This window comes from Collinsella aerofaciens (assembly GCF_019131995.1).
In the GTDB taxonomy this organism is placed as follows: Bacteria; Actinomycetota; Coriobacteriia; order Coriobacteriales; family Coriobacteriaceae; genus Collinsella; species Collinsella aerofaciens_S.
This window is the reverse complement of record NZ_JAHONA010000014.1, coordinates 38,593-52,354: the sequence shown is the minus strand read 5'-3', so window position 1 is coordinate 52,354 and position 13,762 is coordinate 38,593. Positions and strand designations below refer to the sequence as shown.

Genomic DNA, 13,762 nt, shown 5'->3' with positions numbered 1-13,762 from the left:
AAGACGAGGCGCGAGGCGATGGGGCTCTCCCAAGAACAGCTCGCCGAGAAACTCTACGTGTCGCGTCAGACGATCTCGAACTGGGAGCGGGACAAGACGTATCCGGACGTCCAGAGTCTGCTCATGCTGAGCATCCTATTCGACACCTCCATAGACACGCTCGTGAAGGGAGACGTGACCGTTATGGAAGAGGCAGTCGAAAGAGATCGCAAGCGCATGGGAACGCGGATGCTATGGCTGGCCGTGCTGATGCTCGCGTTGCTGGCGGTGGCGTTCGCACTGATACTGTCGCCGGCGTTTAACTGGATGGAGGGCACCTGGGGCGCCGGCGTCGCCGCGGCTGCGGCGTTCCTGCCGGCGATAGCGGCGCTTGTTGTCGCGACCGTCCTCGAGCGCATCAAGCGCGAGAACGACCTGGTGACATACCGCGAGATCCTCGCCTTCATGAACGGCGAGGCGGACATCGAGCGCGATCCGCGGGCACTCCCCCGCCGCGCGTGGCCGACGAAGCACCGACTGGCGTACGACTTGCTGACCTTCTTCGCCGCAGCCGCCATCGGCGGAGCACTCGGCTTTGCCGTGTGGGGGCTGCTGAACTAGAGGCAGCATCTGCCGAAGTCCGCATCACGCGCGTCAAGAATCAGCGCTTTGGGCGCCAGCGTTGCGCTCGTGATGCGGACTCGAAGGTGCTCGCAGCCGAAGACTTCAAATTGACGGCAAGCACTAGCTTGAGGCCCGCTCCACGCCGGCAATACAGCAGCGCCCAGCAAAATGCGGGCGGCCCCGGAACACCCGAGGCCGCCCGCTTCATTCAGACGGATGTCTTCGAACGCCTCTACTCCCTATCGCCGCATGCAGCCGCATCATTCTCATCGTCATCGTCGATAACGATAAGGGCGATAGCGGAGCCCAAGCTACCGACGACCCACGGGAGCCAGAACAGGCCGCCGATCCCCTCGGACGCATCCATGGCAGCACCGACGAACAGCCAGATGAGCGCGATGATGGTGGAGGCGAGCATGATCACGACGCAAGCCCTCTTCTTGCGCGCCGCTGTACGGCGATACTTGGGATTGCACGCGCGCAGATACGCCTCGCGGCTCTGGGGATCCAGCTGCGACAGCTCCTCCGCACTCAATTCGACCGTCTCGAGCCACTCCTTGTTGTACTCCGCGACATCCATGCGGCCCCACAGCATGCCCCAGTGGACAATCACCCCAACACCGACGGCGACCAGGACCATCATCAGCGTGTCGCCATATACCTGGACGTTCGCCTCCACCTCAAACAGCGCCGATACGGCGATGCCAAGAAGGATGATCGCGATACCCGAAACGATCGCGATCGAAGCACGACGACGCTCTGCCGCCTTTTGCTCTGCGGTGTAAAAGTCCGCAACATACGGATGGGCTTCCACAAAAGCCGCGTGCTCCATGCCGGATGGAATAAGGAATCCCAAGCCAGCGGCAACGAGCGCGAACAACGCCATGAGGACGATTCCGTCTGAGTGCAGGACCTCATCGGTGAAGACCGCGGCGGCGACCCCCAGGATGATGAGCGCCACACCGAGTGCGACCTTGCGGGCAAATGCGACCATGTGCTCGTCATAGCCGCATACATCCGTGTTGGGACCGACGGGGATCGCGGGCACAAAGGCGGATCCGATGTCGGACAACGAGTTCCGCCCGTGCGGAGCCTCGACGCGGACGACGGCGTTCCCATCGTTTTGCACGCCATCCGCGGCGCTCTGGCTCACGGCCGCGCGGCGCGACACGTCACCCTGCACCAGGTCATCGAGCGAGCACTCGAAAATCTGGCACATTTTGATGAGCTTATCCATCTCCGGGTAGGACTTCTCGGCCTCCCACTTGGTGACGGACTGGCGGGATACCCCAAGCAGCATGGCGAGTTGCTCCTGGGTCATATGGCGCTCGGCGCGCAGATACTGAAGGTTGGTACGGAAGCTCATAGTAGGTCCTCTCGTTGGCTGGAAGCGGGCACGCGGGCGTCGTGATCTTGGCTCACGGCGACGGCGCGGGCGCGGCATCCCAGCGTTCGGTGCTTTCCTGCCGGCGACTTACACACTACGGTAGCCACATGGCGGAAACCACCAACTTGAGGCTTCATTTTACGCAACCTGCAGGCACCCTATGGTTGCAAACCGCAGGTAGATTGAATGGACGTCAAATTATTAGGAGCTTGCATCACCTGTGAACTCAAACGGTCCCCGCCGATGTTACGACCCGTTGCTTGCGGCAACGGGCCATCTGCGGGCAGCATTGCGGTAACGTAGGAACCGGGCGAGAGAAAGGATCCGCCATGCTGAACGAGAACATCCAGGCCCTCAGGAAATCGAAAGGGCTATCGCAGGAGGAGCTCGCGCTCAAGCTGAACGTGGTGAGGCAGACGGTTTCCAAATGGGAACGCGGGCTCTCGGTGCCCGACGCGGAGATACTCGTCGCCCTCGGTGAGACGCTCGACGTGCCGGTGAGCAAAGACGAGGCGCGAGGCGATGGGGCTCTCCCAAGAACAGCTCGCCGAGAAACTCTACGTGTCGCGTCAGACGATCTCGAACTGGGAGCGGGACAAGACGTATCCGGACGTCCAGAGTCTGCTCATGCTGAGCATCCTATTCGACACCTCCATAGACACGCTCGTGAAGGGAGACGTGACCGTTATGGAAGAGGCAGTCGAAAGAGATCGCAAGCGCATGGGAACGCGGATGCTATGGCTGGCCGTGCTGATGCTCGCGTTGCTGGCGGTGGCGTTCGCACTGATACTGTCGCCGGCGTTTAACTGGATGGAGGGCACCTGGGGCGCCGGCGTCGCCGCGGCTGCGGCGTTCCTGCCGGCGATAGCGGCGCTTGTTGTCGCGACCGTCCTCGAGCGCATCAAGCGCGAGAACGACCTGGTGACATACCGCGAGATCCTCGCTGTCCGCAATGCAGACAGGTGCTTTACAGCCACAAGCGCGATAGTTTCAACAACAAGATGCAGTGCCCCAGAGCCCCTAGCAGTCGACGATGGTCTTGCCGATCATGATGTTGAGGATCTCGACGTCGGTATCCTTCATGCCAACGCGGCCCACATAGCCCATGCTGGCGATCGTCTCTTCCACCGTATCCTGGATCAGGCCCTCGCCGGCGCGGAAGCCGCGGCCTTGCATGGCCATATCGTGGCCCAGAATCGCCGCATCGACGGCAGCCGAGATCTTGGCGGCACAGCTCGCCTTGGCGCCGTCGCACACGATGCCGCCCACGTTGCCAAGCGTATTCGAGACCGTCGCGCCAATCTGTTCGCGCGTGCCACCGCACAGCCAGGTAATCGCAGCGCCGGCGCCGCACGCAGCGCAAATAGCACCGCAAAACGCCGAGAGCGCACCAATATAGCTCTTGATATGCACGGCGATAAGATCGGACAGCATCACGGCGCGCACCAGGCGCTCGTGGTCGCAACGCAGGTACTCGGCATACTCCATGACGGGCAATGCGCAGGTAATGCCCTGATTGCCCGAGCCGCACACAATGGCGACCGGCAGCGCGCAACCGTTCATGCGGGCGTCGGACCCGGCGGCCGCACGGGCACGGGCGCGGCAGGCGACGTCATCGGCACGAGCACCCAGCAGCGTACGGCCCACCTCGGCGCCCCAAGCGTGCGCGAGGCCCTCAGCACTGATCGCGCCATTCAGCTCAATCTGACGCTCAACGGCAGCGCGGGCGTCCTCAATGTCACCGTCCTCGATAAAGTCGATGATGGTCTCGATCGACATGGGCGTGTCGGCGTTATCTGCCGCACGCTCGGCCACCACGCGCTCGGCGCAGGCGGCGCACTCCCCCGCCGACTTACCGCATACCGGAATACCGTCGAGCGTATGGCACGTGACATTAGTGTGGTGATCGGTAATCTCGACGACCGCGGTATGGCCCCCGGCCGTCGCAGTCACCTTGATGTAGAGGTTGGGCACACCCTCGACAAGCGACACATCGCAGTAGTCCGCATCGGCAAGCAGCTCGGCCACGCGGGCGCGGTCCGCGTCATCGACGCTCTCGAGCACCTCGAGCGCGCTCTTGGCGTCGCCGCCCACGGCACCCAGCACGGCCGCGGCTTCAATACCATGCATGCCGCCCGAATTGGGCACGGTCACGCTCTTCACGTTCTTGATAATGTTGCCCGAACAGGCAATGTCCATATGCTCGGGTTCGCAACCGAGCGTCTGACTCGCGAGTGCCGCCGCATAGGCAACGGCAATGGGCTCGGTGCAGCCGAGCGCGCAGACAAGTTCGCGGTTCAAAACATCACAAAACGCGGCATCACGAAGGGAATCGGTAGGCATAGGTATCTCCTGCTTGCATAACGGGCTTGGCTCTCAAAAATAGTTAGCTCCTTTATTTGATAACAATGCATCAAAAACTGCAACCATGGTTCCGGCGGACGGCGCTCAAGCACAAACTGACAGCATTCATTCATGAGAAGCCGGTCTTGTTGCATGCTAAAGCGTTTGACCAAAAAACGCCCGAGCGTTTACGCAAAAGTCGCGCTATCATGCAGTCGAACGCGGTAAAACCTTTAGCATTTGCGCCGCACAGACCAGAGAGGAACCACTCATGAAGATTGGTATCGGCAACGACCACGCCGCCGTCGAGCTCAAGAACATCATCTCCGAGCACCTGAAGGAGCGCGGCTGCGAGGTCGTGAACTTTGGCACCGACACCTCCGAGAGCTTTGACTACCCCATCGCCGGCTACAAGGTGGGTAAGGCCGTTGCCAACGGCGACGTCGACCTGGGCATCCTCATCTGTGGCACCGGTGTCGGGATTAGCCTGGCTGCCAACAAGGTCGAGGGCGTACGCGCCGTCGTGTGCTCCGAGCCCTTCAGCGCCAAGCTCTCCCGCATGCACAACAACACCAACGTGCTCGCCTTTGGTGCCCGTGTCGTGGGCTCCGAGCTCGCTAAGATGATCGTCGACGAGTGGCTCGACGCCGAGTTTGAGGGCGGCCGTCACGAGCGTCGCGTTAACCTCCTCAACGAGATCGATCACACGCGCGGCCTCAAGGTCGTCGACGAGGCCTAAACCACTCAGTGCCACAAGCTAACAGCAGGGGCCCGCTCGGAACTCATGACCGAGCGGGCCCCTTCATAGATTTTGGAATAAAAGGGCGCCGCGGATGGAGTTCCGCGGCGCCCAAGCCACACGCTAACAGCATTAAGGAGTCAAAGCTGGTTTAGCCAAAGAAGCGCTTGATCTCAATCTCGGCGTTCTCCAGGCAGTCGGAGCCGTGGATCACGTTGGCGTTGACATCGACGGCAAAGTCGCCGCGGATGGTACCAGGAGCAGCGTCAAGCGGATTAGTAGCGCCCATGAGGGTGCGCATCTTAGCAACAGCGGAGAGACCGGAAACGACCATCTTGACGACCGGACCGCTCGTCATAAAGTCGCAGAGACCGCCAAAGAAGGGCTTGTCGGCCAGATGGGCGTAGTGCTCCTCGACGGTAGCGCGCTCGAGCGTGGTCATCTCCATGCGCTCGATGACAAGGCCGCTGCGCTCAATGCGAGCAACGATCTCGCCGATCTTGCGGTCGCGCACGGCGTCGGGCTTAATCATGATGAAGGTCTTCTCGATAGCCATAAAAGTAGCCTTTCAAGTAGGTTCGCGCGTGCCCAAGTCCCATTCCGGCACCCGCCTGGACTGCATCGTAACAGAGTTTTAGCTGCAGTTAAACAAAAAGCTGTTTATTGAAACGTTGCAATTTATTAAAGCGCTCCATATGTGTCACTTCTGTTTCGAAGCCCGATTAGAGTACCATCCGACCGCCCATCAACCGCGCCGAACAGAGCAGGCGGTCGGTTGCCGCCCGCGAACGTATCCCCTTCACAACCTGCCCAAAGGTCCTACAGAAGTTCTCGACAAGCCCTTCCCCCATAGCAACAAAATACGGGCTCCCACATCAGCAGGCGCCCGTAAAGCGAAAACGATTTATCAATAAATGGACAATACGTCTTCAGCCAAACCTCTACTTTGCCCCGTGACCCATCTCGACGACCTTGGTTAGCGATCCAAACACACCTTCGTCGACCACGAGCTGCGCCTCGGCACGCTGCAGCTGCACGGCAACGGCGGCAGGGGCGGTGCCGCCCTCGGTCGTGCGCGCAGCGACAATCGACGGGATGTCGAGCGCCTCGGTAATGTCGCGCTCAAAGAGCGGGCTTGCCTCCTGGAACACCTCAAACGGCAGGTCCTCAAGATTGCAGCCGCGCTTCTCGCACATCAGGACCAGATGGCCCACCACGGCATGTGCCTCGCGGAACGGCAGACCACGCTTAGCCAGGTAATCGGCAACATCGGTGGCGGCAAGGTGACCCACGCCGCACTCGCGCGCCATGGCATCCTCGTTGACGGTCCAAGTCGAAATCATACCGGCCATAACCGACAGGCACTGCATGAGCGTATGGGCGGTATCGAGCACGCCCTCCTTGTCCTCCTGCAAGTCCTTGTTATAAGCAAGCGGCAGGCCCTTCATGGTTACCAGCAGCTGCACCAGGTTGCCGTACACGCGACCGCTCTTGCCGCGGATAAGCTCGGCAAAGTCGGGGTTCTTCTTCTGCGGCATGATGGACGAGCCGGTGGAGTACGAGTCGGAAAGCGTGATAAAGCCAAATTCGGAGCTCGACCACAGCACGATCTCCTCGGAAAGACGCGACAGGTGCATCGCCATGACGGATCCGGCGTAATGCAGATCGAGCAGGAAATCACGGTCGGAAACAGCATCGAGTGAGTTAGGAATCACGCCCGCAAAGCCAAGTTCGGCAGCCGTCATCTGGCGATCGAGCGGATAGCTCGTACCAGCAAGCGCGGCAGCGCCCAGCGGGCAGTTGTCGGCGGCATCAAAGGCGGCCTTCAGGCGCGTAAAGTCACGCGCGAACATCCAGGAATATGCCAGCAGATGATGCGACAGCAGCACGGGCTGAGCGTGCTGCATATGCGTGTAACCCGGCAGAATCACCTTGTCGTACTTCTTAGCCGCATCCACCAGCACATGGCGCAGCTCAAGATTGGCCTCCATGAGCTCCTTGGCCAGTGCCTTGACGCCCAGGCGCGTGTCGGTCGCCACCTGGTCGTTGCGCGAACGTCCAGTATGCAAGCGCTTACCGGCCTCGCCGATGCGACGCGTCAGCTCGCTCTCGATGGACATATGGATGTCCTCGTCGTTGATATCGAAGGTAAAGTTGCCGGCATCGATATCCTGTTCGATTCCGGTCAGGCCCTCGGCGATCGCCTGCTCGTCCTCGGCACTGATGATGCCCTGGGCGGCCAGCATCTTGGCATGTGCCTTAGAGCCGGCGATATCCTGCTTATAGAGATGCTTGTCGACCGGCAACGACGCACCAAACTCCTGCGTGACCTCGGCCACGCCCGCCTCAAAACGACCGCCCCAAAGAGCCATGGAACCGTCTCCTTTCTCCAAATACCGAAACAAGCGCCCAAAGCAATGTGCCCTGTCGCTAAAGCGATTTACCAACAGCTAGTTTTGCACATTCCCCACTGCGTGCGGGACCATGTAGCTAATTTGCAAAGAAGTGACGCACCATGCACTTGGCGCCCACGGACTCCCTCCTGAGGTTACCCTGCGAACCGTCAATCCAAGCCTTCAGGCTCATGGGGACGTCCTCGACCTTTGCAGCATCGAGCTCGGGCGCGAGGGCAAGTAAAGCATGCACGACAGCATTGAACATAATGGATACTCCTCATATATATAGGCGCAGAGCCGCCAAATTGATAGAAGGAGCCCCGCCGGACAACCCCGGCGGGGCTCGGACTCAGCCGCAGTCGCGGCGTCATATATGCGGGCGGAACGTAGGGGCCACCGATGTTAAGAAGTGTCAGCAAGCATAACGAAAGGTAGGGACCCCATGCGCCCGTTATGTATCACGCGGATGGGCCGCGCGGATACCAAGGAAAGGAAGACCTAAGCCTGGGCAGCGGCAGAGCTGGGACCCTGGACCTTGGCCCACGTCTTGAGCGACAGCGTATCGATCTCGATAAAGCCGGCGCTGGCCTTCTCGTCAAACGTGGTGTCGCGGTCGTAGGTAGCCAGACCGTAGTCGTAGAGGCTGAAGGGGCTCTTGCGGCCGACGACGTGGCAGTTGCCCTTGAAGAACTTCAGGCGGACGGTGCCGGTCACGAACTTCTGGGTGTCGGCCATAAAGGCGTCGAGCGCGTTCTTGAGCGGGCTGTACCACTGGCCGTTGTACACGGCGGTGGCCCAATCCTGCTCGAGTTTGATCTTGGTCTTGAGCAGGTCGCCCTCGACGCAGATGTCCTCGAGTGCCTTATGGGCGGTGATGAGCGTCAGGGCGCCGGGAACCTCGTAGCACTCGCGGCTCTTGAGGCCCACCAGACGATCCTCGACCAGGTCGAGACGGCCAAAGCCGTTGTCGCCGGAAATCTTGTTGAGGGCGATGACGATCTCGGAGAGCTTCATCTTCTTGCCGTCGACGGCGACGGGCTTGCCCGCCTCAAACTCAATCTCGGTGTAAGTCGGGGTATCGGGCGTGTCCTCGGGATTCTTGGTCATAACCCAGGCGTCGTCGAGCGGCTCGTTCCAGGGATCCTCCAGGTGGCCGCACTCAATGGCACGACCCCACAGGTTGTCGTCAATGGAATAGGGGTTGTCGTTGGCACCCTCGGGAACCGGCACGTTGTGGGCGTGGGCATAGGCGACCTCGTCGGGACGGCACTTCAGGTCCCACTCGCGAACCGGGGCGATAACCTTAAGCTCGGGGTCGAGGGCCTTGACGGCAGCCTCAAAACGAACCTGGTCGTTACCCTTGCCGGTGCAGCCGTGGGCGACGTAGGTCGCGCCAAACTCGTGAGCGACCTCGACAAGCTTCTTGGCGAGCAGCGGGCGAGACAGGGCGGAAAGCAGCGGATACTTGTTCTCGTACATGGAGTTTGCGGCGATGGCCTTAGTCAAGAACTCATCGGAGAACTCGTCGCGCAGGTCGAGCACCTGGCAATCGAGAACGCCCAGGTCGAGGGCCTTCTGCTTCTTGGCGTCCAGGCCGGTCTCCTCCTGGCCCACGTTGCCGCAGACACAAACGACATCGAGATTCTTCTCGTCCTGGAGCCACTTGACACATACGGATGTATCAAGACCACCGGAATATGCGAGAACGACTTTTTCCTTGCTCATGGCTGTTTCCTTTCGCCCTTGGTAGCTAATTAGAACATCGGTCAGTTGCAAGTCATTTCAAGGTCATATACCGTGCAATATCAGGTTAAATAGCAAAAATCAGCACATACATGCCCTAGAAACATGCAGCAATGTCGTGCTAAAACCCAACGACCTCAAAATGACTCTGTTGAGGCAATTCGCCCCATGCGGACAGAGACGATTGTTATCGTCGTCGGGAAATTGCGCGCTGGCGTCGGATGGCATTGTCTGCAGTAGTGATGATCTTTACGAACTGCATCTGCCTCTCCTTTCACCTATCGCCGGGCGCAATTCAAATATCGTAAACGGTACCTTTTCCTCGGTAAGCGGCTCTTTTGCCGTCTCCGTTTTCGATGGTCGCTATATTACGCTAAAGTGCCCGCAGCACAAGCGACAAATTCAAATTTCTGAAAAGTTTTTTCATTAGTTTGTGAAATGCAGTGCAAATACGCTGCGTTCCTGCGAAAATACGCCTGACTACGAGTTGATGGTTATAACATCTGAAACAATTTCGAAACGAAAGGCTCGCTTTTATGCAAACTTACGAATCGGACGCCAATATCGGAAACATTAAGCTCATCGCCGTCGACATGGACAAAACGCTGCTGACCGACGAGCGCGTGTTGCCGCAGGGTCTTGATGAGCGCTTGGACAAGCTCGCCGACGCCGGCATCGTATTCTGCCCCGCTAGCGGACGTCCAGCCCCCAAACTCGAGGAGATGTTCGAGGACATCAAGAACCGCCTCGCCTTTTGTCCCGACAACGGAGCGTGCGTCATCTATCGCGGCAACTATATCTATAAGAGCAACATCGATGTGGCGCTGTATCAGCAGGTCTTGAGCCGTGCCTCGGAGGACCCGCGCGCTGTCCCCGTCCTGTGCTGCTTCGACGAGTTCTACGTGCTTGCCCGCGACCATCAGTACCACGACGAGATCAGCGTCTACTACAACACAATCAACTACGTCGACAGCTTTGAGGGCATTGATTTCGAGTCCAACAAGATTTCGGTCTTCTTCCCCGGCTACGACGCCGAGCCCGCTTTCCGCGAGACCTATAGCCCCGAGTTCTCGGACAAGCTCTACGTCACCAACGCCGGGCGCGAGTGGATCGACTTTATGAACCTGGGCGTTGACAAGGGCGCCGGCGTCGCTCATCTGTGCGAGCACCTGGGCATCGATATCGCTGACGCCGCCGCCGCGGGCGACACCTACAACGACATCCCCATGCTCGAGCGCGTCGGGCACAGCTTTATCGTGGACAATGCCGAGGAGCATATGAACGCGCATGCTAAATGGCGCATTCCGAGCAACAACGACGGGGGCGTACTGACGCTCATCGACGCCATCTTGGCGGCTCGTTAACGTTGCTCGTCGGACCTGGCCGGGTGGCATGGGTTAACTTTTCGCTCGGTCAGGTCCTGCGCAAGACGAAAGCCACATTAAGTGGCTTTCTTTGCGTGCGGAATCTACGAAAAGTTAACCCATGCCACCCGGCCAGGTCCTGCGGTGACTTGCTTGCCGCCTAGATGGCGTCTTGGCGTCTAGATACTTTGGCTGAATTTAATTGAACGAAGGACGCTCCTTGTTGATGAGGGGCGTCCTTCTGTTTTTTATTACTTTGGAACTGTGGTTGCTTTCCTATTTCGCGTCTGCCCAAGTTATGCCGGTGCTGGCTTCGGCGATCAACGGTACGCGGAGGTCTACTACGTGCTCCATGACGTCTTGGACCATGGCGGTCAGGCGCTCGACTTCGTCGACGGGACACTCAAAGTCCAGTTCGTCGTGTACCTGCAGGATCATGTGGGCGGCAAAGCCTTCTTCTTCCAGACGGCGGCTTACGCGGGCCATCGCGATCTTGATGATGTCGGCCGCGGTGCCCTGCATAGGATGGTTCATGGCCGTACGCTCACCAAAGCCGCGGAGCTGTGGGTTTTTGGCCTTGAGCTCGGGAATATGGCGACGGCGGCCATACATGGTCTCGGCATAGCCCGTCTGCTTGGCGCGCGCCACCACATTGTCGAGGAACGTGCGCACGCCCGGGTAGGCCTCGTAGTAGCGATCGATCATATCGCGCGCCTCGGCCATCGAGATATGCAGCGACTGCGACAGGCCGTAGGCCTGCTGGCCGTACACGATACCAAAGTTCACAGCCTTGGCGCGGCTGCGTAGGTCGGGCGTTACTTCGGACACGGGAACGCCAAACACGCGCGCGGCCGTCTCGGCGTGGAAGTCCTCGCCCTCGTTAAAGGCACGTACCAGATGTTCATCACCCGAAAGATGCGCCAGCAGACGCAGCTCGATCTGCGAGTAGTCCACCGCCAAAAAGACGCTTCCCTCGCCCGCCGAGAACGCCGTCTTGACGGTACGCCCCAGCTCCGAGCGAGTCGGGATGTTCTGCAGGTTCGGGTCGCTCGAAGACAGACGCCCCGTCGCGGTGATGGTCTGGTTGTACGTGGTGTGCACACGACCGTCACCACGGCGCAGCGGACCTAGCGTGTCCAGATAGGTCGACTTAATCTTGGACTTCTCACGCCAGTCCAAGATCAGGCGCACGATCTCGTGGTCGCGGGCAAGATCGCTCAACACCTTAGCATTGGTCGAATAATAGCCGCGCTTAGTCTTCTTGAGGCCCTTGGTCGGAAGCCCCATCACATCAAAGAGTACGTGCGACAGCTGCATGGGGCTGCCAATATTAAAGGTCTCGTCACCGGCAAGGTCGCGAATGCTTCGCTCGACCTCGGTGATCTGGGTCGCCAGGCCCTCGGACAGGCTGTGCAGGCGATCGGGATCCACGAGCATGCCCGCGCGCTCCATCTTGGCAAGTACCGGCACGAGCGGCATCTCGATGCCATCGAACACGTTGGCGGCGTTCTCGCGGGCCATGCGGTCGCGCAGCGGTGCGACTAGCACCAGCGTCAAGGCCGCCGTGCGAGCGGCAGGCGCCGGAGCGTCCTCACCAGCACCCTCTGCGCCGCGCGCCGCAGGCAGCGCCATCTGCAGATAGGTATCGGCAAGATATGCCTCATCGAACTCGGAGCGATCGGAATCCAACAGGTAGGCGGCAACAACGGTATCGAAGATGCGCGTGGAATCGACTGCCAGCGGATCCATGAGCTCGGGCTCGGAGGAATCGATAGGCGAAAGCTCGTGCAACAGCGTCTTCATATCCGGGCTCGCCACGCGACCCTCCATAAAGAGACGCGCGAGCACACCAGCGATCACGCCGTGGACGAAGTTGAAGCCCTCAACCTCAGCCGCCGCATCGCTGTCGCCCTCCTCGAGCGCGAACAGGCCCTTGGACGTCGCCAACCACAGCGTGCGCGTCAGCCCAAAGAGCGCGCCCTCTTCCTTGTCGTCGTCCACCACGGCGGCGACCCACTCGCCGGCATCAACCGCGCGGGAAACCTCAGCCGCAACGGCACCAAGCGCCTCAGCATCGCCGGCGGTTGCGCGAACTATCGCAGGTATCTCAAACGCACTGGAGGCAGCAGCAGCCCCGCCCTCGCCGCCGATCAGCGCCAAGAAACGGTTCTGCATAGCGGTGATACCAAGCGTACCCAGCGCCGCGGAAACCTCATCGGCAGAAAACGCCGGGAAGGACGTCGACTCAAAATCGAGCTCAACGGGCGCATCGGTGCGGATGGTCGCCACCTTACGGCTCAGCAGCGCGTCGTCGATGTGTGCGCGCAGGTTTTCGCCCATCTTGCCCTTGACCTCATCGGCGTGTGCGATGACCTCGTCCAGGCTACCGTACTGCGCAATGAGCGCGCTCGCCTTTTTGGGGCCTATGCCCGGCACGCCGGGGATGTTATCGGACGTGTCGCCCTTCAGACCATAAAAGTCGGGCACGAGCGCCGGCGTGATGCCGTGATACAGATCGTCCACGCTCTCGGGCGTCATGATCGCCACGTCGGACAGGCCCTTGCGGGTCGAGACCACGTTGACGTGCTCGGTCACGAGCTGATACATATCGCGATCACCGGTCACCAGCAGCATGTCACAGCCGGCCTGCTCGCCCAGACGCGCCATAGTGCCCAGGATGTCATCGCCTTCCCAGCCCTCGGACTGCAAAATCGGCACGTTGAGCGCGGCGAGCAGCTCCTTAATCATGGGAAACTGTGCGTGCAGATCGGGGTCCATGGGCGGGCGTTGGGCCTTGTACTGCGGCAGCATCTCCATGCGCACGCGCGGCTTGCCCTTGTCAAACGCCACGACAACGCCGTCGGGATTAAAGGCGTCAATCATCTTGAGGAACATATTCAAAAAGCCAAAGATCGCGTTGGTGGGACGACCGTCCGGCGCGTTCATGGTGGGCGGCACGGCGTGGAAGGCGCGGTGCATGAGCGAGTTGCCGTCGATAACGGCAAAGGTGCGGCGCTTATCAGACATATTGAATACCTCGCTTTGGGCTGGGCACGGTTTGCTCACCCCAGTTTACACGCTCCCCGCCCCGCGGCCACCGCACATCAAGCTCCGCCGCCATCTCACGCCCGTGCGTGATACGATGGCTCACGGTACATCAACCAGCACGATCGATCCGAAAGGAGCC

General features: G+C 60.1%; 10 protein-coding genes and 2 pseudogenes. 5 read left to right on the top strand and 7 right to left on the bottom strand.

Going from position 1 to position 13,762, the window contains the following annotated elements:
• Positions 1-600: helix-turn-helix domain-containing protein (locus KSY82_RS06085; protein ID WP_217752371.1), on the top strand; the 600-nt coding region annotated here is incomplete at its 5' end.
• 235 nt (positions 601-835) lie between these two features.
• Here the strand turns inward: KSY82_RS06085 and KSY82_RS10390 are convergent.
• Entirely contained in the window at positions 836-1,969 is a 1,134-nt protein-coding gene (locus KSY82_RS10390) for a helix-turn-helix transcriptional regulator (protein WP_229055578.1), read from the bottom strand.
• A gap of 350 nt (positions 1,970-2,319) precedes the next feature.
• Here KSY82_RS10390 and KSY82_RS06075 point away from each other — a divergent pair.
• Both KSY82_RS06075 and KSY82_RS10385 read left to right on the top strand, forming a co-directional pair.
• A pseudogene (locus KSY82_RS06075) lies at positions 2,320-2,478 on the top strand (helix-turn-helix domain-containing protein); the annotation flags it as partial.
• Positions 2,479-2,512: 34 nt separating this feature from the next.
• A pseudogene (locus tag KSY82_RS10385) lies at positions 2,513-2,596 on the top strand (helix-turn-helix transcriptional regulator); the annotation flags it as partial.
• A gap of 414 nt (positions 2,597-3,010) precedes the next feature.
• On the opposite strand, the gene KSY82_RS06065 reads toward KSY82_RS10385, so the two are convergent.
• Positions 3,011-4,333, bottom strand: coding sequence for an L-cysteine desulfidase family protein (locus KSY82_RS06065; RefSeq protein WP_217750559.1), 1,323 nt, complete (start codon positions 4,331-4,333; stop codon positions 3,011-3,013).
• Positions 4,334-4,604: 271 nt separating this feature from the next.
• Between KSY82_RS06065 and rpiB the strand changes: the two genes are divergently transcribed.
• The gene (rpiB, locus tag KSY82_RS06060) at positions 4,605-5,072 is read left to right on the top strand and encodes a ribose 5-phosphate isomerase B (protein WP_006234151.1); all 468 of its coding nucleotides are present in this window, start codon (positions 4,605-4,607) and stop codon (positions 5,070-5,072) included.
• A gap of 151 nt (positions 5,073-5,223) precedes the next feature.
• On the opposite strand, the gene ndk is transcribed toward rpiB, so the two are convergent.
• The 4 genes from ndk to KSY82_RS06040 form a co-directional block, all read right to left on the bottom strand.
• Positions 5,224-5,628 (bottom strand): nucleoside-diphosphate kinase, encoded by a 405-nt coding sequence (ndk, locus tag KSY82_RS06055; protein WP_006234152.1) that lies wholly within the window; start codon positions 5,626-5,628, stop codon positions 5,224-5,226.
• 385 nt (positions 5,629-6,013) lie between these two features.
• Entirely contained in the window at positions 6,014-7,444 is a 1,431-nt protein-coding gene (gene argH, locus KSY82_RS06050) for an argininosuccinate lyase (RefSeq protein WP_217750560.1), read from the bottom strand.
• A 118-nt stretch (positions 7,445-7,562) separates the two neighbouring features.
• Positions 7,563-7,733 carry a hypothetical protein gene (locus KSY82_RS06045; protein ID WP_217750561.1) on the bottom strand — a complete coding sequence of 57 codons (171 nt, stop codon included), beginning with the start codon at positions 7,731-7,733 and terminating at the stop codon, positions 7,563-7,565.
• A gap of 233 nt (positions 7,734-7,966) precedes the next feature.
• Entirely contained in the window at positions 7,967-9,193 is a 1,227-nt protein-coding gene (locus tag KSY82_RS06040; protein ID WP_035138001.1) for an argininosuccinate synthase, read from the bottom strand.
• Between the two features lie 554 nt (positions 9,194-9,747).
• On the opposite strand from KSY82_RS06040, the gene KSY82_RS06035 reads away from it, so the two are divergent.
• The gene (locus KSY82_RS06035; protein ID WP_217750562.1) at positions 9,748-10,575 is read left to right on the top strand and encodes a Cof-type HAD-IIB family hydrolase; all 828 of its coding nucleotides are present in this window, start codon (positions 9,748-9,750) and stop codon (positions 10,573-10,575) included.
• Positions 10,576-10,851: 276 nt separating this feature from the next.
• Here KSY82_RS06035 and polA read toward each other — a convergent pair whose 3' ends face one another.
• Positions 10,852-13,602, bottom strand: coding sequence for a DNA polymerase I (gene polA, locus KSY82_RS06030; protein WP_217750563.1), 2,751 nt, complete (start codon positions 13,600-13,602; stop codon positions 10,852-10,854).
• Positions 13,603-13,762 lie beyond the last annotated feature (160 nt).